The 21571-nt window shown below is 69.0% G+C and carries 18 protein-coding genes and 2 pseudogenes; 8 read left to right on the top strand and 12 right to left on the bottom strand.

Features of this window, described 5'->3' with window-relative positions; genetic code table 11:
• Positions 1–342: 342 nt before the first annotated feature.
• The gene (locus IA22_RS0132890) at positions 343–1491 is read right to left on the bottom strand and encodes a replication-relaxation family protein (RefSeq protein WP_051694891.1); all 1149 of its coding nucleotides are present in this window, start codon (positions 1489–1491) and stop codon (positions 343–345) included.
• A gap of 235 nt (positions 1492–1726) precedes the next feature.
• Positions 1727–1947, bottom strand: a pseudogene (gene tpg, locus IA22_RS37900) (telomere-protecting terminal protein Tpg); the annotation flags it as partial.
• A gap of 321 nt (positions 1948–2268) precedes the next feature.
• On the opposite strand from tpg, the gene IA22_RS38470 reads away from it, so the two are divergent.
• From IA22_RS38470 to IA22_RS0132865, 5 genes are all read left to right on the top strand, one after another.
• A complete protein-coding gene (locus IA22_RS38470) occupies positions 2269–2844 on the top strand; it encodes a Pycsar system effector family protein (protein ID WP_479680727.1) in 576 nt (191 codons plus the stop codon).
• A gap of 50 nt (positions 2845–2894) precedes the next feature.
• Positions 2895–3557 (top strand): Crp/Fnr family transcriptional regulator, encoded by a 663-nt coding sequence (locus tag IA22_RS0132880; RefSeq protein ID WP_030125777.1) that lies wholly within the window; start codon positions 2895–2897, stop codon positions 3555–3557.
• Positions 3558–3661: 104 nt separating this feature from the next.
• The gene (locus IA22_RS0132875; RefSeq protein ID WP_030125776.1) at positions 3662–4492 is read left to right on the top strand and encodes a hypothetical protein; all 831 of its coding nucleotides are present in this window, start codon (positions 3662–3664) and stop codon (positions 4490–4492) included.
• A gap of 50 nt (positions 4493–4542) precedes the next feature.
• Complete coding sequence (locus IA22_RS0132870; RefSeq protein ID WP_245229651.1) at positions 4543–6777, top strand: hypothetical protein; 2235 nt, start codon at positions 4543–4545, stop codon at positions 6775–6777.
• Positions 6774–7475, top strand: coding sequence for a hypothetical protein (locus IA22_RS0132865; RefSeq protein ID WP_245229650.1), 702 nt, complete (start codon positions 6774–6776; stop codon positions 7473–7475). The genes IA22_RS0132870 and IA22_RS0132865 overlap by 4 nt, the downstream gene beginning before the upstream one ends.
• A gap of 405 nt (positions 7476–7880) precedes the next feature.
• Here IA22_RS0132865 and IA22_RS0132855 read toward each other — a convergent pair whose 3' ends face one another.
• The 8 genes from IA22_RS0132855 to IA22_RS34850 all read right to left on the bottom strand — a co-directional run bounded on the left by IA22_RS0132855 (position 7881) and on the right by IA22_RS34850 (position 17688).
• Complete coding sequence (locus tag IA22_RS0132855) at positions 7881–8963, bottom strand: hypothetical protein (protein WP_157840973.1); 1083 nt, start codon at positions 8961–8963, stop codon at positions 7881–7883.
• Between the two features lie 129 nt (positions 8964–9092).
• Positions 9093–10181: a patatin-like phospholipase family protein gene (locus tag IA22_RS0132850; RefSeq protein ID WP_030125771.1), complete on the bottom strand. Its 1089-nt coding sequence runs from the start codon at positions 10179–10181 to the stop codon at positions 9093–9095.
• Positions 10178–12730: a ThiF family adenylyltransferase gene (locus tag IA22_RS0132845; protein ID WP_081889913.1), complete on the bottom strand. Its 2553-nt coding sequence runs from the start codon at positions 12728–12730 to the stop codon at positions 10178–10180. Before IA22_RS0132845 ends, IA22_RS0132850 begins: the two co-directional genes overlap by 4 nt.
• Complete coding sequence (locus IA22_RS0132840; RefSeq protein ID WP_051694890.1) at positions 12727–14031, bottom strand: ComEC/Rec2 family competence protein; 1305 nt, start codon at positions 14029–14031, stop codon at positions 12727–12729. The genes IA22_RS0132845 and IA22_RS0132840 overlap by 4 nt, the downstream gene beginning before the upstream one ends.
• A 345-nt stretch (positions 14032–14376) precedes the next feature.
• Positions 14377–15540, bottom strand: a complete 1164-nt coding sequence (locus IA22_RS0132835; protein WP_038273312.1) for a cysteine desulfurase family protein — start codon at positions 15538–15540, stop codon at positions 14377–14379.
• Positions 15537–16481: a hypothetical protein gene (locus IA22_RS0132830; protein WP_030125767.1), complete on the bottom strand. Its 945-nt coding sequence runs from the start codon at positions 16479–16481 to the stop codon at positions 15537–15539. Before IA22_RS0132830 ends, IA22_RS0132835 begins: the two co-directional genes overlap by 4 nt.
• 24 nt (positions 16482–16505) lie before the next feature.
• Positions 16506–17129, bottom strand: coding sequence for a hypothetical protein (locus IA22_RS0132825; RefSeq protein WP_276329163.1), 624 nt, complete (start codon positions 17127–17129; stop codon positions 16506–16508).
• Positions 17130–17142: 13 nt separating this feature from the next.
• The gene (locus tag IA22_RS34850; protein ID WP_051694888.1) at positions 17143–17688 is read right to left on the bottom strand and encodes a dCTP deaminase; all 546 of its coding nucleotides are present in this window, start codon (positions 17686–17688) and stop codon (positions 17143–17145) included.
• Between the two features lie 300 nt (positions 17689–17988).
• On the opposite strand from IA22_RS34850, the gene IA22_RS0132815 reads away from it, so the two are divergent.
• Positions 17989–18966 carry a LysR family transcriptional regulator gene (locus tag IA22_RS0132815; RefSeq protein WP_245229649.1) on the top strand — a complete coding sequence of 326 codons (978 nt, stop codon included), beginning with the start codon at positions 17989–17991 and terminating at the stop codon, positions 18964–18966.
• Between the two features lie 21 nt (positions 18967–18987).
• Positions 18988–20325 (top strand): endonuclease/exonuclease/phosphatase family protein, encoded by a 1338-nt coding sequence (locus IA22_RS0132810; RefSeq protein WP_030125763.1) that lies wholly within the window; start codon positions 18988–18990, stop codon positions 20323–20325.
• A gap of 132 nt (positions 20326–20457) precedes the next feature.
• On the opposite strand, the gene IA22_RS0132805 is transcribed toward IA22_RS0132810, so the two are convergent.
• Both IA22_RS0132805 and IA22_RS38390 read right to left on the bottom strand, forming a co-directional pair.
• The gene (locus tag IA22_RS0132805) at positions 20458–20784 is read right to left on the bottom strand and encodes a nucleoside triphosphate pyrophosphohydrolase (RefSeq protein ID WP_030125762.1); all 327 of its coding nucleotides are present in this window, start codon (positions 20782–20784) and stop codon (positions 20458–20460) included.
• A gap of 199 nt (positions 20785–20983) precedes the next feature.
• Positions 20984–21213 (bottom strand): annotated as a pseudogene (locus IA22_RS38390) (IS630 family transposase); the annotation flags it as partial.
• Between the two features lie 11 nt (positions 21214–21224).
• Here IA22_RS38390 and IA22_RS0132800 point away from each other — a divergent pair.
• On the top strand, positions 21225–21488 hold the full coding sequence (locus IA22_RS0132800) for a class III extradiol ring-cleavage dioxygenase family protein (RefSeq protein WP_051694887.1): 264 nt from the start codon (positions 21225–21227) through the stop codon (positions 21486–21488).
• Positions 21489–21571: the final 83 nt, after the last annotated feature.

The following is a 21571-nucleotide window of genomic DNA, read 5'->3' as shown; positions in this document are numbered from 1 at the left end:
TGCCGCGACGGACATTGGAAGTAGCGCACGGACGGGCCGGATCATCACTTCCTGTTCCTTCGAGGGAAAGCGGGCCTCCGGGTCTTCGAGGGGAAGCGGGGCGGTCGTGAGTCGTGCGTGGATCACCGGCACACCGGGGCGGGCCGCTCGACTGTCGCGCGGTGGTACGCGCTGCGCCACGAGCAGCCGCCGGAACGCCGCCACCCGGAACGGGTGATCTCCGCGTAACGCGCTGAGCTGCCGATTCCCCCGCTTCAGGCTGGGCCGTTCCAGGCGACCGCGCCACGTCACAGAAGTTGGGCCAGAGCCGGTTCTCGCGAACAAAGCCATTTGAGGGTCACCTCAGGAAGCCGAAGAGGCCGTTCCTCCTGGCCTCTTCCCGGCCTTCCTCCTCCTCGGCGGCCCGGGCGGCGGTGTCCGCCTGCTCGCGCCTTCTGGTGCTGGTGCAGTCGCTGCAGTCACTGCCGGTGGGCCGGGGCTCCCAGCCGTCGTCCGGCCAGACTTCGCGGTCGCAGGTCGGGCACGGCCACGCGGCCGCCTTCTGCCGGCGCTCGGTCTCTTCCTCCTCCTGGCGCCCGCGTTCCTCCTGTGGTGCTCGAGGCGGCGTCGCTCTTCGCGGGCGTGGTAGGGGCTGTAGTCGTCGGGGTTGTCGAGGGCTTGCTCGAGGCTTTCGAAGGTGGGCTGTCCCAGGGTGTCGGGGGCGGGGTGCCCGAGGGTGTCGGGGGCGGGGTGTCCGAAGCGCCACCAGACGGGGCCGTGGGGTCCGTGTTGCTGGAGGCGGGTCAGGGTGGTGGCCAGGACGGGGATGGTGCGGGCGTAGTCCCGGTAGCCGTCGCTGGAGGCCCGGTCATAGCTGCTGCCGCTGTGCCAGCGTCCCTGCCAGCAGGGGGTGGACAGGTCGTGGATGCTCTTCATGCGGTTCATGGCTGTGTCGGGGCTGACGTTCTTCGCGAAGACGAGGGCCAGGGGCGGGTAGCCGGCGCGGGAGGAGTCGTCCCACCGGGTCGACCAGAACGGCACGTCCACACCCTGATGGTCCTTCACGGTGCGTTGGAAGAACCGGCGGTAGTTCTCCACCTTCCTCGCGACCACGGCTGCGGGTTCGGTGTGGTTGTCGACCTCCACGAACATCACCGGCACCCCGTCCTCCGGGGCCCTCAGCACCGCGTCCGCTCGCAGACTGCCCCGGGCAGGGGTGGTGAACGTACCCGAGACCGGGAGCGGCAGCGGGCGCGCCTGCGCGGGAACCGGGGCGGTGGTAGTGGGGTCTGTGCGGCGGGCAACGGGTTTCGTGGGCAACGGTGGTGACTGGCGAAACGCGTCGATCGTGTCGGTGACCGCCAGGGCGTGCGGGGCGCCGGCCCTCGCCGCGTCCCGGGCCGTGCCGCCCATCTCCTTGACCGGGCGTCCCACCTCCGAGGCGGCCGAGGCAAGGCCGGCGGTGGTCAGGTTCCACAGGTCCCGCCACACCGGCCGCCCCGCCGCCGACATGTGCGAGGTGCGGCCGACCGACTCGACCAGGCCAACCGAGCACGCTCGTCGTGGGCGTGCTCGGCGGCACCGTCATAGCGATAACCGGCGCCGAGGCCGCCAATGTGCTCGGCACAACCACAGCCGCGGTCTGCGCCGTCGGCGGCACCGCTCATTCCCGCCGGGTAGAGCACCCATCTGCCATCTGTAATAGTCAGCCACACCGGTCCGGGCCTGCGCGCTGTTCGGGACGCTGCTACAGGTCAAACTCCAGGTGCTCGACTTCGGTAAGGCGGACCTCCTCCAGGCTCCTGGCGCGGCGGCCGCCGTCCTGGAAATACACCTCCTTCAGCGCCTCGGCCGTGATCTCCCGCAGCTGCTGGTCGGTGGCGCCGGCCTCCTGAGCCTCGAAGAGGCAGGCGGCGTACTACGGCGGGAGGCGACGGTGAGGTGCCGGATGCGGTCCTGGTCGGTGGTGCAATGTACTGAGGAAGACAGCACTCTGGCAGTTCCGCTCTGGCACAAACCGGTGCGCAGGCATCACGCCCCCGTCACTGCACAAACCCTGCAGAAACCGTCTCCGCATGCCCAAAAGCTTCCTGCCCAGTATTGAACGCTGGTTACCGGACCCTCACAGCCCGCACTCCCGGCCATTCCCGCCAAGCGCATACGCCGTCGGCACCGGACTGCCTCCGGCGCTGCGTACAGGCCTACCTTCCGGGGCGCTGCGACGCTGGAGAATGTCCTGGGAATGCGCGCCGTGCGCAGTGACTGACCTTGCACGGTCCTGGCCCCTTGGTGGGCAGCCGTTCCTGTTCTGGACAGGCAGGATCTTCCGTGAAGCAGGGCGTAGCGGAAGGAGTTGCTGTGGATTGCGGCGATGTGGACGGCTGTCACTCCTACGCGGAGTTTCTACAAAAGCTCGATGGACGGGCTTTTACCGAAGTGCAGCGTGCGGACACAAAGGCGACGACCCTCTGTGGTGTAGCCGGCGGCCTGTTGGCTCTATCCGTGGCTGCGCTTACGCAGAAGACGAGCGTCGCCTTGGGGGCGGTGTTTGTTCTGGCTGTCAGCTGTCTTCTGCTTGTTGCTGCAGTGGGTACTGCGCTGCTGGCGTTGCGTCCGGTGCTGCCGAGCGGTGGGCTGCGCAGGGTACTGGCCGGGGGGTCGTGTGGGCATGGCGGATGTGGTCCTGGTGCAAGTAGTCGGCTGACTAGTCCAGTTGTCAGGCGGGAGAGAGAAGAGCTCCGGCTGCAGGCTTTGTCTCAGTTGGCTGACAGGAAGCTCCGCTTGGTCCGCTTGGCTGGTGACCTTGTCCTGGCGGCTCTACTAGTGGCCGGAATGGGACTGTTGATCAGTTGCGCATTTAGTTGAGAGGATCTCGACGTATGTGATGAACCACCCGAATCGCACCAGGGGGATGGGTGTATCAGCCGCCGCGGGTCCAGGTGATCGGCGAAATGCTGTGGAGCCGCCTGCGGGCGCTCACGCCACAGCGTGTGCGCCCGGCACGGAGCATACTGCTGCGGCAGGGAGATCCTGCAACGCACGTGATCCTGCTGGACTCCGGTTCAGCGCTGGTCACGCTGGCCGGGGCCAGCGGGGGGCAGACGCTTCTGGCCGTACGCGGGGCCGGAGAGTTGCTCGGCGAGCTGGCCGTTCTCGACGACAGGCCGCGCACAGCCACAGTCATCGCCGCAGAAGCCTGTCACGTGCACATCGTGCCGGCTCCTGAATTCCTCAAGTTCGTGAACACGCACGAGCTGCTGACCCCGTTGCTTCGCCACGCCATCGCTCGGGTGCGGGAATCAGACGCGGTCCGGTTTGAGCTTGCCACGGCATCCGTCCCCGTGCGTCTGGCATCGGCTCTCGGGCGCCTGGTCAAGGCTTCCTCAACCGTGTCGGCGCAGCATTCCGTTCCACTGACTCAGGCTGAGCTGTCCCAGTTGATCGGCGCGTCCCGAAACGCTGTCGGATCGGCTCTTCGACCGTGGCGGGAGGAAGGCTGGGTGCGTACCGCGTCAGGCGGCGGGCTGCTCGTCTGCAACATTCATGCCATTCAGTCACACGCACAGATGCAGACGTGATGCGCGGCATGCCGGGCATGCCCACTGGTGGGCACCGGCGTCGGCTGGACCACATCAGCATGGGGCACTCACCTGACCGCTCGTGCTGAAAGGCCGGTGCCCGCATGTCTTCGTCGCCGCACCCGGAAGAGACTCAGATTCCGGCCGAGTTCGCCCTGCTGGCTCTCGACATGGAGAAGTACAGCCAGATCCCCGAAGCGATGATGGAAAGCACGCGGTCCGACGTGGACGACATCGTGACCAACGTGCTCGCCGACTGCGGACTGCCTGATCCCCAGACGCTGCCCCACTCGTACAAGGACGGCGGGGACGGCGCGATCCTGCTGTTCCCTCCTGATGTCCTCGCACGGATCATCGACCCCCTGCTCGGACGCCTCAGCGCAGCCTTGGGGCGCTACGACCAGCAACGGTTGGCCAGCAGTCCTCTCGTGCGGCTGCGGGTGGCCGTGCATGCCGGGCCCGTGACCGGACCCGAGCTCCGCAGCGGCAATGCCCTGGTTGATGTCAGCCGGCTCCTTGACAGCCAGGCCGTACGTCAAGCTCTGCAGTCTGCGGCTGACACCGGCTCCTTCCTCGCCGGTGTCCTGTCCGAGACCGCCTACCAGCGGTGTGTCCACGGCGGCTACACCGCTGAGCTGGCGCCCCTTCACTTCGCTCAGGCCACCGCTCGGGTCAGTGACAAGCCGGGCTACCAAGCGCTGTGCCATCTCCACGTGCCCGGCATGCCCGGCGCTGCCATCACGCCGTACCTGAGCGGGGAACCGGGGCCGGGTTCGCCCGGGGCCGGTGCCTCTGCCGAGCCCGGGCCGTCAGGCGCCGCTCCGTCTGCAGCATCCGCCTCCCAGGGCGGCGGCATCCAGTTCCACGCACCGCTGTACGGGGCCACGGTGGGCGGTCACATCGAACGCGTGCGCAACACGTATCCGCATCGCTGACCGGTATCCGCGCTGGCCCGTACCCCGCTTCACTCTCCTGGAGTGCCCTCATGTCCGATGTCCCGAACGATCCCGCCCGCACGCGCCAACCTGCGCCTGAAACCGACGCTGTTGCACCGCCCGCACCCCACGGCTGGAAGTCGTCCTGGCGCCGCAACCAGGACGTGCGCGAAGGCAGTAACCACACCAGCACACCCCCCGCTCCCCCAGACACTGCTCCTGCCGGCCGGGAAGAAGGACCTACTCTGCACGCGAGCGACGGCGCGATCCACGTGCACCGTGATGTCGACGTCGTCGCACAGCACATCAACGAGCTGATCCTCGAGACCCGCAAACGGGATCTGCTGGAAGGTGACGTCCAAGACCGCGTCACCCTTCTGCAGCAGCCATTCGTCCGCAACGACCACTGGACCGAGCTGTGGGCCCAGGCTCTGCACCCGGGCGCGGGCGGCCTCCGCCAACCCGTACTCATCGTTGTCGCACCACGCGCGTTCGGCTCCACAGCGCTCAGTCTGCGACTGCTGGCAGAGCACACCCCCGACCACGTCCCCCTGGTGAAACTGGACGCGGACTGGAGCAGCCCCTCCAGGGGCCGCCTGCCGTTGGAGAGGGACCACGCCTACCAGCTCGACCTGAAGCATCCGGCGAACGACGCCTTGTCGGTCGACTTCCTCAATGCGCTGTCCAAGCATGCTGAGAGCCTCCGCGGCGCCCGCTCACATCTGGTGCTGTCCGTAGCGGAGGATCTGTGGACCGACCACCGGCTGGGAGAGCGCAGCGGCATCCACGTTCTGCGCCTGCGTCAGGCCCCCGACGCTCTGGCCGTGATCGAGGCGCACCTGGACACCCACGGCTACAGCCGCCTGACCGCCGTGCTGCGTTCATCGGCCCAGGCTCAGGCCAGCGTGCGTGGTCTGAACGCCGTAGCCGCAGCACGCGCCGCGCGCACGGTCGTGGATGCCTGGCAGGAGCATCTTCACCTCGAGCAGCGGCCCGGACCTCCGGTCGCCGAGGAAGTCGCCGAGTCGCTCACGCTCGTCCAGCGCATCGAAGCGGCGCTGACCGACTGGCGCGGTGAACTCGACTCCCGGTTCGGAGAATCCACCGTGCAGCACGGCAGCGGCAGGGCCTCTTTGACTCTGGAAGACCGCTGCCTGCTTCTGGCCCTGGCCGTGTGGCAGTCCGCTCCCATGCCCCAGGTGACCCGCAGTGCAAGCAAGCTGCAGGAAAGCATCGAAAGCTCACCCGCCCCCGCTGGGGCGCTCTCGCAGGTGCGCAGTGCGTTCTCCAGCCGGGGACTGCGCCGCCGCATCATCGATGTCGGAGCCGACGTCAACAATCAGGACGTCGTCGTCTTCGACAGGCCTGCCTACGGCCGTGCCGTGCTCGAGTACGTCTGGGACAACTACGACGTCATGCGCGATCCACTGATCTCCTGGCTGGTCGGCACAGCTGCAGACGCCTCGCCGGAGGACCGGGCCGTACAGGTACTGACAGAGTTGACCGTGCGGCACGGGACGGTGGAGTACCTCGATCGTCTCGGCAAAATCACCAGCGGGGTCCGCCCGGACGTGCTGGGCACCGTCATGGACAACGCGGTCCGTGATGAACACGTCGGTCGCCTCGCTTGGAGCATGCTGTACCGGTGGGCCGGCGGCCGCTCCGAGTATGCGGCCGTGGTGATCGAAGTCTGCCAGCGCATTCTCCAAGAGCCCGACGTCACCGTCTCGGCCGTCAAAATGGCGATGGTCCGTCTGCGGCGGGTCGCACAGTCCAGCGATGATCCGGAGACCCGCAGGAGTGTCCTGACCGTCTTCCAAGAGCTTGCCGGCCAGCCTGAAGTCAAGCGGCGGCTGGTTGCCGAGGTCAGGAGCTGGCAGCAGGACAAGGGGTCCGCCCGCAGCGGCGGCCTCGCTTTCATGGCGCTGACCCTCCTCACCGACAACGGCATGCCGTGGCTGATGTCCCCTTCCGCGTCGGACATCGACGCTGTCCGTGCCGTGCACGACCTGCTTAAGGACTCCGACACCACGACCGAGATCATCCCCCGTCTGACCGCATGGATCCGTGCATGCGCCGACGACCCCGAGTTGTACCCGCAGCTGCGGGACCATCTGCTGCCCGCCCTGCGAGGGCACAACATGTTCCAGGCCGGCGCCTCGCTCATGCAGGAACTGCAGGGCCTATCCACCACCGAGGGCGCAAGCGTCGCGGACGACTTCTACCACCACCTCGTCGATGTCCGTCTCCGCTCCGTCTTTCCGCCACCGGGAGACGGAGCATGAGATGGCCATGGCAGCACCCGGTGCGTACCACCACCTGCAGCGGGCCACGCCTGCTGCCCACCGCTACGGACGGCATCAGCTTCCAAGCCCTCTACACCATCAGCTGGCGCCCCCACTGGCGTAGCCAGCCGTGCGTCGAAGAAGCCGTCCGCACCCACGTCCACGCCTCAGCACTCGACGCCGCAGCCTGCCTACCCGCCACCGACCTCCCCGCAGCCCAGGACGCAGTAAACGCCGCCCTGCCTCACGGATACCGCACCGCGCAATACCGTCTGCTCTCCGCCCGGGCAGTCCTGCAACTACCGCCCGATGCAGCAGACTTCCTGCACCAGCGACAGGCAGACGACCACCGCATCCGCCGGCTGCGCTTCCTCAAAACCCACCTCTACGACCATCCCGGCCTCGTCGTCCTGGACCGGCTCGAGCACCACTCCCCTGGCGCACTCAGCGACGACCACGTCGCCGAACTCCAGCGCCTCGCCCGGCTGATCAAGTCCTGCGACCGATGGTGGTCCCCGCTGATGCAGCAGTGGGAGCAGCTCGGCAACGGCTTCCACGACACCGAGAAGCAGCAACAGGCCATGCTCGCCCTTCTCGACTCTCTCAAAACCCTCAACGGCGGCAATCTGCCCGCCGACGCCATCACTCCAGAACCAGACGCCTTCGCCCCTGCGACGCAGTGGAAGGCCCACCCATGAAACTCGCTCTGTGGCGGGCCGTCCTCGACCCCGTCACCAGTTTCCGGGCCGTGTTCATCCAGCAACGCAGCACCACTTCCCTGTCCTACGACACCGCATGGCGCCAAGCCCGCATGCACCGCCACCCCGACGACATGCCCTACCGCCTCCACGGCCATCAACCACAACCCCCCACCGACACCACAGACCACCAACCCGTCAACCCGCCATCCACAGATGCCACTTAAACGACAACCGGCACAGCGGGCCACGGGACTACCCCAGCGGCCCCCTGCTCCCCGGCTGTCCTCTCATCGACGCTCCCCTGAACGGCCTGCCAGAGTCACTGAAGCCGCCCAAAGCGGTCCCTCAATCTGCGCGCCTTGATTCAGCTGCCCGATGAGAAGGGGGTCACGTGCATGACCTCTACGCTCCGGCTGCGGTCGGGGCTGAGGGCTCGGTCTCCTGGACGGCGAGCGCGGCTGGTACGCGGTTCGCCGCAATGGGGTTGAGGCGCCAGGCTGTGGTGAAGGGGAAGTCGTTGTTCACCCACAGCACGCCGGCCAGCTCGGGAGGCATGGTCCAGCGCGGCGGATTGGACAGGTCGATCTCGACCGGGTGGTGGATGAACGAGTCGCCGAAGTTGAACTGCATGCTGAGCGTGGGGGCGCCGCGCAGCAGATCGTCGAGGTGCTGGACTTCGAGGCCGGTGAACTTGTCCGCGCCTGCCGCGACGATCAGCGGGAGCCCAGTCTCCTCGGCCAGCGCGCGGTATTTGCTGACCTTCTTTTCGATCCCTGCGGCCACCAACTGGGCAGAGACGACGCCAGCGATATTGCTCGGGGGGAGCAGGATCGTACGCATCCCGGGAGCGCGCATGGTCTGGCCTGTGCTCGGATCGGCCTGGAGCAGGAAGGTGTAGCCCTGGCTCCGGAAGGCTCTCTGGTGCAAAGGGGACAGCAGTACACGCCGCAGATCCTGGGCGATCTTCTTCGCGGTACCCGCATCGGGAGCCTGGAGCGGGCTTGAGGGGTCACCGGCCACGGTGAGTACGACGGGGACCGGGATTTCCTTCAACCGCTCGACCAGGGCGTGCCACGCTTTGATCTTCGCGGTTGCTCCCTTCCGCGGGCTGTGGGTAAGGACCTCGACCAGGGCGAGCGGCGTGCCGTCGTCATCGATTACGGTCCAGTCCGGTGTCAGGTTCCCCCACCGCCGCTCAAATTCAACACCGAAGCCTCGTCGGCGCAGCGCTGCGCCGGCAGCGAGCTCGATGACGTCGGGCCAGAAATTCTGGTCGCGCCACAGGTTCGCGGCGAAGGTCTTCGCGGTGTTCTGCGGGAGGAGATCGAGTTGCTCGTCCAGCCAGATGCGCCAGGGCTCGTACACGTCCAGAACTGCTAGGTCGTAGGAGAGCATCCGGTTCTCCGGCGGGCGCTTGCTGTAGCGCTTCCGCTGTTCGAGGACGAATTGAGAACCAAAGCGCCGAAGGGGCTGTTGGGTATACATGGGCTTGGTTCCTCTGCTTTCCAGGTGCCGCACGCACTCAGCCCGAATCCTGCTGGACCTACGTCTGCCCCTGAGGGCTGCAGGACCGGTGACGCCGCCGGGTTCGGTGCCGGGTTTGAATCGGTGTGCTTATCGCAGGTGCATCGGCAGGACGGTGCGCATGAGCTGTTCGCCGCGGGTGGTGATGGCCTCGAAGTCGCTGCGGGCCATGGCGGCGAAGTTGGTCGGGTAGGAGGCGACCGCGCTGCGCGGAACGAGGTCGGCTGGCGGCGCAGGCAGGCGGTCGTCCTTCATTCCGAGATAGGCAAGGGCGAAACCGTCGATGCGTCCGCTCGCGGCCCACTCGTGCAGGCGGGCGCGGGCGGAGTCCTGGGCCTTGCGGTGGACGGTGGCGAAGGAGCGGCTGAGGCGCCCGAGCATGAAGTGCGGTGTCTTCAGTGCGAGTTCCCCCAGGCCGGCGTCGCAGGCGATGATGAAGGGCACGTCGTAGACGTGCTGGGTGTGGTGCGGTGAGCGTCCCGGTTCGAGGACGGACAGGCCGAGGTTGTCGTAGACGCCGCCGTCGGTGAGCAGCATGGTGTGCTGCTGGTGGTGTCCGTCGCGGTGCTGGAAGGTGAAGGTGCTTTCCAGGGCTGGCAGGAGCGCGGGGTAGGCGGCGGAGGCGGCCACGGCGGTGGCGACGTGGACGGGCTCGGTGATGGTGCCGTAGCGGGAGCAGCCGCTGCGGGTGCTGCCGAAGCGAACCGCGTTGGTGGTGGCCAGGTCGGTGGCGGTCAGAACTACGTCGAGACCGGGGTGGGTGACGTCGGCCAGGGTGGTGGTGCCGAACGCCTTGTGGGCGAGGACGGCGGCCAGGGCGTCGGTGCGGTTGGCGGGGCGGGCGACGGTGACCTGGGTGGTGCGGGTGAACAGTTGGCGGGTACCTGCGCGGGCGGCCGCGGTGAGGTTGCGGGCGGCCGCGGAGGGCTTGAAGACCTGGCGTGCAATGTCCAGTTGCAGGCCGGAGCGCAGCAGGTCGGTGGTGCGGGTGTCAAAGTCGGAGAAGTCTTTCGGGCCGTAGGCCCACAGGGCGGCGAGCAGGGAGCCGCCGGAGATGCCGGAAACGACCCGGATGCGGTCGAGGAGGTCACGGTCGTTGAGGGCGCGCAGGCAGCCGAGGTGGAAGGCGGCTGCGCGGGAACCACCGCCGGACAGGGCGAGGCCGATGGTGCGGGTCATGAGCGGGGGCCCTTGCGTGGGACGGGGACGGGGCGAAGGGGGCGGGTGAAGTAGCCGCCGGGCCACCAACGCACGGGGCCGAGGTGGGCGGGCGGTTGCGGTGGGAGCGGCTCGGATGCGGCCGAGACGGTGCGGGTGGCGAGGTGGGTGTAGAGGTCGGGAGCGTCGCCGGTGGTAAGCCACTGCTGCCAGACGGGGGGCGGTCCTCCGGCGATGAGGATGAGGGCGCGGGCGGGGGCGTCGTCCAGGGGCAGGGTGAGGCTGGTCATGGCGGCGCGGTCGGTGGTGCTGGGCTGTGCTGCGGTGTGCGGGTGGGTGTGCCACATGCCCAGGAAGCGGCTGATGTTGCCGGTCGCCGTGCGGCGGGCGGCGAGGTGGCCGCTGACGCCGTCCAGGCCATGCTGGAAGTAGGCCTCGGTCAGCAGGGAGTCGGGGGGCGGGCCGGTGGCCTCGTCGATGAAGATCACTCCGGCGGCGTCGTTGACGGCACCGAGCAGGGAGCCGCCGGTTTCCACGCGCTGGCCCCGCAGGCGGGCGCCACGGCGGGCTTCCGCGCGCATCTCGGCCATCGCGGCGGGGCTGATACGCACGTCGTAACCGGTGGCCTTGTCGGTGGCGAGGGTGTCGTTGGGCCAGGTCAGCCAGCACGGCCCGGACGGCTGGGTGCTGGTGGGGCCGGTGGGGCCGGTGGGCATGCGGACGATGAGGACGGCCATGGTGTGCCGGTCGGCGGGTTCGGCCAGGGCGTGGAGGACGCCGGTCGCCAGTTGTCCGGCCAGTGCGGTGACGTCGGCGGCCGATCCGGTGAAGGTGGCGTCCGAGCAGCCGGGTTCGGGCTGGAAGAGCTCGGTCGGGGGTGTGGTGGGGAAGAAATCGTCGATCAGGTCGTCGAAGGAGCGCGTGGCATCGGCGTGCGCGGCCAGCGCGGTGCGCCGCAGGACGTCCGTGCCACCGCCGGTGGCACCGCGGAGTGAGATGGCGGCGATGCCGCGGGTGGCGTGGTGGCCGATCATCAGTGTGGCCAGGTGGGGCCAGGGGGCAGTGTCGGTGCGGCGGGCGCGTTCGAGGTGGGCGCGGACGATGCGGTTGGCGGTGCAGTCCCAGATCAGGTCGAAGGTGTGCAGATCGAGGGCGGACAGCCGGGTGGTGACGTTGCCGACGAGTGCTTCGACATGGGTGGCGTGGGGGTCGATCCGGTTGAGGCGGTCGGCCAGGACACTCGCCTTGGAAAAGCCGATGTCGGCGTCCGTATAGGGCTGGCGGGCCAGGATTCCGGGGTGGACGAGTCCATGGTCGGCGACCGTGAGGTGTGCGGCTCCGGCGCGGGCGCACATGTCGGCGACGGGTGCTCCCAGGGCGCCCGCGCCCAGGACGAGGATGCGTTTGCCGCGCAACCAGGCCGCGGGGGTGGCGTGATCGCGTCGGACCGTGACCTCGGGCCGGACTTCGTAGACGCGCATCCACCGGGTGCTCTGGCGGTCGAGCCAGTCGGTGCCGAACCGGACGACCTCGTCGCCGAGTTCGGCCAGGTACGCATGCCCACTGAAGGCAGTGTCGGCGGCCAGGCGCCCGACCTGATCGGCGAAGTCGGGCAGGTGCCAGGCCACCAGGTGCGTCCGGCGCGGCCCGTCGCCGGCGATACCCCGCGAGGGGGTGCCCAGCAGCAGGTGCACCGGCGCGGCTGGGGTGTCCTCGTCGTCCCCGGTCGACACGGTGGCGTCGGCGTCGGGGCACAGCAGGGTGCGATTGTGGCCTGCGACGAACCCCGTCAGCCCCAGCAGCAGGCGCGGCGTGATGTGGTCGCGGGCCAGGGACTCCACCAGCTCGCGCGCGGTGAGCGGGTATTCGAACGTCAGGTGCTTCGTGGTGACGACGACGGGGGCGAGGAAGGCGCGGGCGTCGGCCGGCAGCGCAGCGCTCTCCCGCAGCTGTTCCAGGCTGTCGGGCCAGGGGTCCTCGACGGCGAGCCAGCCCACGACGTCGCATCTGATGTCGTTGACCTGGTGCAGTACGGCGGCGCCCAGCCACGGCCCGTCCGGTCGTGCGACGGGCGCGTCGTGGCGAATGACGAGGAGTCCCGCGGTGTGGTCGGTCAGGGCGTTCGGGGGGTGCAGGGGTTCGCCGGGCCGGTCCAGTTGTCCCGCGGCGGCCGCCTCGAACCAGTCCAGGAGGCGGGTGATGAACCCGTACATGCCGTCGGCCGGATCCCACTCGGTCGCCGTTGAGCGGTACAGGCACAGGTGGCGGCCCCAGTTGACGTGCGGGGCGCCGGCGAAGCGGGTGTGCCGGGTCCGCACGCTGGGAGCCCTGAAGGGAAAGTCCGGGGGGATCCGCAGGGTGACCGCCTCGACGCTGCGCAGCCGCAGGCCGTCCTGGGTGGGCGGCAGGTTGGCGCAGCCGACGCTGACCCGGGCCTCGACGTACCCGTCGGCTGTGGCGGCCACGTGGGTGGCCGCCACCGATCCTCGAGATGCCTGGACGATCCGGTGCAGCTGGTCGAGGGCGAGCTGCTGGCCCTCGGTGAGTTCTAGGGTAGTGCTGTCCTTCACGCGGCACCGAATCCGATCTGCACCGCGGGCTCGGCCTTGTCACCCCTGGCCTGCTGCACACCGGCGCGCGCGACGTCCGTACCCCGCGGGTGTGGCAGGCCGGCACCGGCAGCGAAGGCCGCGGCCGGGTAGCGGGAGGCACCCAGTGCGGCCAGCAGCCGGCGTCCCCCGCCTGCGGCCTCCAGCATCCGGGCCTTGTTCTCCAGGTCGGCGACGTCCACCAGTTCGAGGCCCAGGCCTGGCTCCAGGGCGAAGACCACCGGACGGGGTTCCTTCTTGGAGGGGTACTCCCCCGTGCACAGCACCTCGTAGTCGGTGATCGACGCGTAGGCGTCCCGAGCCAGCAGGTGGGGCGGGTTGTTTCCCTTCTCGTCCTTCTCGCGGAAGGGCAACGAGCTGGCGATCACCCGGGCGTCCGGACTGGCATGCTCCTGGAGCAGGTCGAGAAGGTCCTGCTTGAGCTCCTCCTCGCCGTCCTCGCCCTCGGCGTACATGGCCTTCTTCGAGCAGTGGTGCGGGGAGAGCAGCACGTCCCACTCCACCCGGTCCGCGTTGCCCGCGGCCTCACTGTTCTCGAAGATCATCTTGATGATGGGGTAGGCGAGGTCGCCCAGGAACAGCAGTCGGCCGACTGTGCCGTCACTGGCCTTCAGCTGTACCTGCAGGGCCAAGGAGGTGTCGTTGCGGTCGCCTGCGCAGTGGTCCTTAAACGGTGCGTGGACGAACGCCTCGAACCGGTCTTCGACGTCCTGGCCGTCGATCTTGGTGATCACGTCGCCGGGGAAGGTGAAGTACTCGTCGGGCAGTTCGGCGTAGGAGTGCAGTTCGCGGTCTTCGTCGTAGCCGATGATACGCACCCGGTTTCCGCTGGCCGGCTCCTTGCCGTCCTTGACGGCCTTGAGGGTGGCGTCCACGCGTCGCTCGACCTCGTCCTGGAAGCGCTGTGCGTCCTCGCACATCGGCTTGTCCTCGGACAGTTCGCGCCACAGCCGGGGCGTCGCCCAGATCTCCCCGATCAGGATGGAGCTCTCCAGAAGGTCGCCGAAGCCGCAGCAGTGGTCCGAGTCGGCGTGGGTCAGGGCGAAGACCGCCAGGTAGGGCGTCGTCTCGTCGGGTCGCGGAAGGGTTTCCTCCAGGCGGTCAATGACGGCGGCGACCACCGCGTCGTCCTCGTCGGCGGCCTTCATGTCCCGCAGGTCGACCTGCATGACCAGGTTGTCGCCGACCACGATCGTGGTGGAGTCCCCCGTGCCCACAGGCCAGAACACCACCCCCTGTCCGGGAAGTTCCGTCTCGACCATGTCGCACCTCTTCACTCGACCTCGATCAACTAGCGGGAAAATAGGACAAGTTCTCCCGATGAACAGGTCTACCACGCGCCACTGACAACGCCGCCGCCATCGGGCCGATGGAGACCGACACGAACGCCTCCCCATCGCGCACGGCGCCCCCCTTGCGCCGGCGAACGAGTACCGAGCGAACACCTCCCTCAACGGCACGGGGGCTTTGTGCGTTGCGGCCCTCACCTCGACCTGACCAGCGTCACCCGATCAGTGGCCACGCTGAAAACGCTCAGTAAAGGCGTTGGACGTGTCGGTGGACCTTGGAGGATCTTTCTGCGGGGGCGGTCCGGTTCGGGTGGCGGGTCAGGCCGCGTTGGCGGGCGCCGGCATCAGGGTGTGTGCGGTGCGGGTGATGAGGTCGGCGGCCTGGTCGACGTCGGTGTCGGTGGTGGTGCGGCCGATGCTGAGCCGGAGGGTCGCGCGGGCCTGGTCGCGGGTGAGGCCGACCGCGGTGAGGACGTGGGAGGGTTCGCCGCTTCCGGTGTTGCAGGCCGAGCCGGTGGAGGCTGCGATGTTGGGGAGGCGGTCGAGGAGGTCGATGGCCTCAATGCCAGGGATGGTGAGGCTGAGGTTCCCGGGCAATCGCCGGTGCGGGTGACCGTTGACAATGGCGCCGGGGATCGCGGCCAGGAGGCGGTCCTGGAGCCGGCCACGCAAGGCCCGGATGCAGGGCGGGGACGGGACGGCGCCGGTGGTGATGAGGTGGGCGGCGGCACCGAAGCCGACGATCGCGGGGACGTTGGGGGTGCCGGCCCGCAGTCCACGTTCTTGTCCGCCGCCGGTCTGCTGGGCGGCAACGCGGGTGCCGCCGCGGATGTAGAGGGCGCCGATGCCCTTGGGTCCGTGGAGTTTGTGGGCGGACAGAGAGGCGAGGTCGACGCCGAGTTCGGCGACGTCGAGGAGTCCGCAGCCCGCGCTTTGGGCGGCGTCGGTGTGCAGAACGATGCCGCGTGGGGCGGTGATCTCGGCGATGGCCGCGAGCCGCTGCAAGGTGCCGATCTCGTTGTTGGCGTGCATCACCGAGACGAGCACGGTGTTCGGGGTGAGGACGGCGGCGATGTCGGCGGGGTGGACCCGGCCGTGCCCGTCGACGCCGACGCGGGTGAGGGTGTAGCCATGGTGATCGACGAGCCGCTGGCAGGCGGCGAGGACGGCCTTGTGCTCGATCGCGGTGGCGACGAGGTGCCCGCCGTGCGGGCGGACGGCCAGGGCGGCGCCGAGGATCGCGAGGTGGTTGGCCTCGGTGGCGCCGGAGGTGAAGACGATCTCCAGTGCGTCCCCGGCGCCGACGAGGTCGGCGACCTGGCGGCGGGCGGTGCGGATCGCCCGCGCGGCGGTGCGTCCGCAGGTGTGCGGGCTGGAGGGGTTGCCGTACTCACTGGTGAAGAACGGCAGCATCGCCTCCAGAACTCGTTCGTCGAGCGGGGTGGTGGCCTGGTGGTCAAGGTAGATCAATGGGGTGTTCATGCAGCCCGCTCCTCGTGTCGGGCAGCGGCCGGTGCCGTCGCGGCATACTTGCGCTCGCCGTCGACCAGGTCCCAGTAGATGGTGCGGGGCTCCTCGAAGACGGAGAACGCGGTGGCCAGGCAGTGCCAGTTCCGGTTCGGCTGGGACCGGGCGAGGAAGAAGGCGTCCTCGAACAGCCGACGGGCGCGTTTGGCCAGGGCCTCACGGGTCGGCTGCGGTCCGAACAGGTGCAGGTAGCCGCGCTGCCGCAGCCAGGTCTCGGCGTGCCCGGGGCCGGTCTCGCCGTCGAGGTGGCCGCCGTCGGTGAGGGTCTGGGAGGCGAGCCGCTCAAGGCGGCGGGTGCGGCGGGCGTCCTCGCCGCCGGGACACTGGTCGTCCGTGATCTTCCACTCGTGCCAGCGAGGCGGCTGGTAGTGGGCGAAGTCGACGTCGTCGAGGTGGGCGGTGACCTGCGGTGGGATCTGCCCGCGGGTCAGGTCCGCGACGTCGTAGCCGGGCCCAAGAGCCTCCAGGGTCAGCGAACCGGGACGGCCGGGACCAGGCCTGTCCATGCGGGCCAGGACAGTGAGGCGGTTGGTGAAGCGATTGGTGGGCTCCGCGAGGATCACCGCCCGCCCGTAGGCCAGCAGCCCGGCGGCCCGGGGACCGATCTCCTCGACGGGGAAGGTGTTGCCGCCGCGGTAGTACTGCTTCTTCTCCGCCCCGCCGTCCGAGCGGATCATCAGTGTCTCCGTGCCGGTGGCGGCGGCCAGAACGTGGGCGGCGGTGCGGACGGTCGCCGCGCTGTCGCCGGGCTGGATGAGGCAGGCGTTGAGCACGGGCAATTTCAGCGAGTGCAGCAGGGCCATGGTCTGCCACTTCGGCCAGCGCCGGTCCTTGGCCGCCGCTTCCAGCTCTGCGGCGCCAAATGTGTGTAACGGGCGGGGCAGGGATATCGCCATCGCGCCGTCCCCCTTCTTCTCGATTCAGGCGGCGTCCGCGAGGTGCAGGTCGGCACTCAGCTCGGCAAAGGTGCGGTCGCGGTTCTCGGTGAAGGGGTGGTCGCGCCAGTCGTAGAAGTCGCCGATGCCGTGCTGGTCCGCGCAGACGCGGCGTACGAACTGCCGGGCGAAGCCCGCCGAGGGCCAGTAGTAGTGCTCGCCGGGCCGCGGGGAGAGGTAGAGGTAGGAGCCCTCTGCGGCCTCCGGGAGGGCCGCCATGGAGGTGAGCCGCAGGCCCGGCCCCCCGGTCTTCTCGTAGGCGGCGGTGATCTGGTCGGGGTCGGGGACGGGGATCAGGTGCAGGTGGCAGTGGCTGCAGCAGGACGCACCCAACTCGCAGTCGCGCGGTCCGTGTTCGGCCAAGACCACCGGCCCGTAGCGGGCCTGAATCAGCTTGCGCATCTGTTCGGTCTCCTCGGCGACCCGCTCAAGGTCGGCGGGGGTGACGTCGGCGGCGGCGTCCAGGTGTTGAAGGGGCATGAACAGGCAGTAGCCCGGGGTGAGGGAGCCGATGGTCGGCAGCAGCACCCAACCGCCGGCGGTCTTGGTGATGATCCGGGTCGTGCCCTCGCGTGCGGTGAACTCGGTGCAGAACTGGCAGTCCATCACGATCACCTCTGACTCAAGTTGGTGGGAACTCGTCGGCGTATCGGCTCTTCAGGTCGGCCTCGCGGCCGTAGAAGGGGTGGGATGCGACGTCGTCGGAGCGGGGGCCGTCCAGGGCGCAGACGAGCAGGCGCCCCAGCGGCATGCCGTGGTGCAGACGCAGGACGGCGGGGCCGGTGTTGACCAGCTCCAGCGTGAGGTGCCCGTTCCAGCCGGGCAGTACGAACGGGCTGGTGACGTGGACGGCCAGGCCGACGCGGGCCAGGTGGCTCAGTCCGCCAATCATGCCCACCAGTCCGGCCCCGAGCCGCAGCGGCTGTTCGACTGAGCCGAGCAGCATCTCGCCGGGCATCATCTCGTAGCTCGTCCAGTCGGTGACCGACTCGCCGTAGAGGCCGTCGATGCTCGACTGGTCGGCTAGGTCGATCACCTGCGTGCTCGGCGCGGTCAACGGCTGCAGCGGCGAGCCGAGCGTCAACAGCAGTCCATTGCCGCGAAGTTGGCCAGGCCAGTGCAGAGCGTCCTGTTGGATCAGCCAGGTGATCGACTCGGCTGAGAGCATGGCTTACCCCCCGGGTTCAGGCAGCGCCGTGATCATCGCCTATCGGATCGAAGGCGGCTGCTGAAATGTTCCCCGGGATAGTCCGCAATATCCATATGTCCGGTTGGACATTTAAAGGTTTTCTCGGGGTGAAATGCGGAGAAGTTCAGTTCTGCTGGCCGTGCGGACAGTGCAAGCTGGGTGAGGCCAAGTCAGGGAGGGTGGGTCATGGTGCCGTCGTCGCGGTCCGGGCCGTTGAAGGTGCCGGGTCCGGAGGGATTCCGCGCTGATCTGATCTCGTGTTCCCCAGATCTTCTGGATATGACCTGGGACCAGTTGCGGACGCTGATCGTGGTGCGGGAGGCGGGGACCGCGCTGGCCGCGGCGAAGGTGCTGGGGCGCGAGCAGTCCAGCGTCCAGAAGCAGCTCGACATCCTCAACCGCAACTTCCAGGCCATGACCGGCGAGTTGCTGGTGGTCAAGCAGGGCCGGGGGCGGGACTTCCTGTTCACCCCGACCGGGCTGGAGGTCGTCGAGCGGGCTCGGGCGACGTTCGCCGACTGGCTGCAGGGCATAGCCGATTCCCGCCGCCGGCTCGGCTCGACGCTGACGGTGGGGACGACGGAGTTCACCCTCGGCTTCCTGGGCCGGGTTTGGGAGCGGGTCGCCCCGCAGCTGCTGGAGCGGGAGGTCGAGCTGAAGGTCGTACATGTGCGGACCCGCGACTTCTGGAAGCGCCTGGACTCCAACCAGGTCGACCTGCTGTGCGGCGGACTCGCGGCCGACGCCGCCGCCGCCCGGGTCGCCCCCGACTACGACTTTCTCGAATGGCATCGCGAGGGCCTGGCCTTGCTGACGAACCTGCCAATGCGCGAGCTCGCCGCCAGGACCGTCGGTGTCGACCGGCTGCGGAGTCTGCCGCTGGTGATCCCCTCGCGCGGAGTGATCACCGACTTCGTCGAGCACTGGTATGGGCCCGACTTCCGCTCGCAGCTGCAGATCGTCGCCGAGATCGACGACATCTACTACGGACTCGCCCTGTTGCGGTCCCGCATGACCTATGGGTGCATGCTGTGTGCCCGCTCCATCGGCGAGGCCGCCGTCGACGGGCGGCTGCCCACCGGTGAGGACTTCCGGCTCATCGATTTCGCCGACGACTTCGACCCCATGCTCCAGCTGGTCTCCGGCGTATTCGCCCGCAAGGGGGAACGCGAGACATATGACGCCTCTCACCCGCTGAACATCCTGTGGGACGCCTTCCGTGACGAGGCCGCCTCCGGCAGGCCCCTGCCCCTGTAATCCCCGCTCTGGAGGACCCTCGTGCTGCTGGCCTCGGTCAACCTCAACAAGCGTCTCGGTGCCTCCGGCGCCCGCGCGAACCTCGCCGCTTGGCTCCGCGAGCACGGCGTGAAGATCGTGCTCGCGCAGGAGCCGTTCAAGCCTGCCGACCGGACGCCGCCGGCCCTGGGAGGCTTCGTTTGCGCCGGCGGGGACGGGCATCTGGCCGCCTGGGTCAGCGAGGACCTCGCCCCGCCGGCCGTGTCCTCGCTGGCCCCCTGGGTTCAGCGGGTCGAGCTGGAGTGGCTTGTCGTCCTCCATGTGCATCTCGACGCCTACGGCGGCGCCTCACGGGCCGCCCAGCTGGCCGAGCTCGCCGCAATGACGACTGCTGAGAAGGGGCGCCCGCTGCTGGTCTGCGGCGATTTCAACCTCGCCCCCCGCGCTGCGGACGGCCTGTTCGGTGAGGAGACCAGCACCTTCACCACCGAGGCCGAACGGCAGGCTCTGCAGCAGCTGACGCGGGTCGCGAGCCTGGTCGACACCACCGCCGATGAGGGTCCCGCCTTCACCTTCGAGCGGATCTTCAACGGCAAGCCCAGCCGCTTCCGCTGCGATCTCGCCCTGCTCAGCGACCATCTGACGGCGACGACCACCGTCATCGCGGACGCTTCAGTGCGAAACGGTCCGGCGGCGTTCACCGACCACTCCGCGCTGCTGATCGACCTGCCCCTGACCCTTCAGGCGGCCCAGCTTGACGACGTCCTATTCGCGCTGAGCGAGGTGACCGGCGACGGCCCCGCCGCCCAGGCCAGGCGTGAGTATCAGCCCCATAAGACCGCGATGAGCCGCCAGGCGCCCTCCCCCGCCTCCCGGGCGGTGACCGAGCACCTGACCGGTCCCCTCGGCGTCCGCAGCGTCCTGGACCACGGCTGCGGCCGCGGCACCGACGTCGCCCACTACCACTCAGCGGGTCTGGAGGCCGAGGGTTTCGACCCGCACGACGACTTCGGCTGGCCCCGCCCCGAGCGGACAGGGTTCGACCTGGTCACCTCGATGTTCGTCCTCAACGTGCTGCCCGACCCCTGGCAGCGCATCCAGGCCCTCAAGGACGTTGCGTCCTTTGCCCGCCCCGGCGGGCATGTCGTGGTCGTCACCCGCTCACCCGAGGAGATCGCCAAGGCCGCCGCGGACGGCGGATGGACAGCCCACCACGACGGCTTCTGGTCCAGCCAGAGCAAGGGGACCTTCCAGCGCGGCATCGACCCGGGCGAGATCACCGCACTCGCCCGCCGGGCCGGACTCGTCCCCGCCGCCGGCGCCCCCGTGCTGACCCTGCCAGGCGTGTGCCATGCCGTCCTGACCAAGCCCGAGGCATGAGGAACGCACCTACGAACGTCCCCAGCCGCCTGCGGACTGGTGCACGAAGTCACGTACCACCGAACGTACTCAGTCACGTGCGAGATTGCGCACGAAGCCATGTACCGAAATGACGGCCGAAGCGGCCGACGGTCAGCGGTTGCCCGTCCAGACGATCCGGTCGGCGAAGCCGCCCCGCTCGCCCGCCTTGGCCTCCCGAATCTTCTCCAGCTGATCCGCGTCGACCCCCAGGTCCGCAGCGAGCGCGCGCACGACCTCCAGCACGTCCGCGAGCTCCTCCGGCGCCGAGTCCTCATCCGCCTCGAGGAACTCCGCGACCTCCTCGCCGAGCTTGTCCCGCAGCCGACTGCGGTATTCCTCCCGGCCCGCTGCGTAGGTGACCGGCTCAGCCCCGTCCTCGCGGATGATCTGCGGAATCCGGTCCCGCACCAACTTGCCGTGCCTGCTGTAGGGCTCCACCCGTGCTCTCCCGCACCTGTCTCCGTGAGGCGGTCGCCAAACGCCACCCCTTCATGCCGCCGCAGCCTAGGGAAGTCACCTCACAACTCGCCATGCGAACCGCCAATCTCACCCGTTCGGAGGGAGCCCATCGTCCCGGGGCAGGGCACGGCACCGCCTCGCCCCGCCCGGTGCGCATAGCGACATGGCACTAACGGATCGCCCAGACCAGGATGGTAACGGCGGCGGTCCAGGCAAAGCGCTTGCGGCCGCCGCGCTTGTGGTCGGTATGCCGTTTGGGCCGTAGATCAGGCGGGAGCGTTCGCCGGGCTGGTAGCAGCACAGGGCTGCTACGGAGAAGCGACGCTGGGAACGGCCCCGGACGCGGATGACCGGGGTGGATCCGCCTCTGCCCCCCCGTCGGTGCGCGGCTGTTGCAGCAGGCGGGCTGGAGTGGTCCGGTGCGTGCCTACGAGCTGGACGACGCCCGGAATTGGCCCACGAACGGCGAGGACGGCGTCAACCTGGCGAGGTGGGCGGACCGCGTCGGGCTGCTGGTGATGGGGAACGGCCCAACCCGCGCCGGCGCGGACGGAGCCCGGCGCCCGGACCCGCGAGCCGAGGAGATCGACGCGGGCATCGCCGCCGCCCTGGCCCGCGGTGACGCGGACGGGTTCTTCCCGAACATGGACGCGGCCCTTGCCCGTGAGCTAGGGCCTGTGTGAGGTTGTGATCATTCGGTCGTCGGTAAGAGGTCGTTGATCCAGATCAGAGAGGCTCGGAGGTGGAGTCCGGCGTCGTAGCTCTC

The sequence above is a fragment of the Kitasatospora papulosa genome, assembly GCF_000717245.1.
Taxonomy (GTDB): Bacteria; Actinomycetota; Actinomycetes; order Streptomycetales; family Streptomycetaceae; genus Streptomyces; species Streptomyces papulosus.
This window is presented reverse-complemented; position numbering and strand designations above follow the sequence as displayed.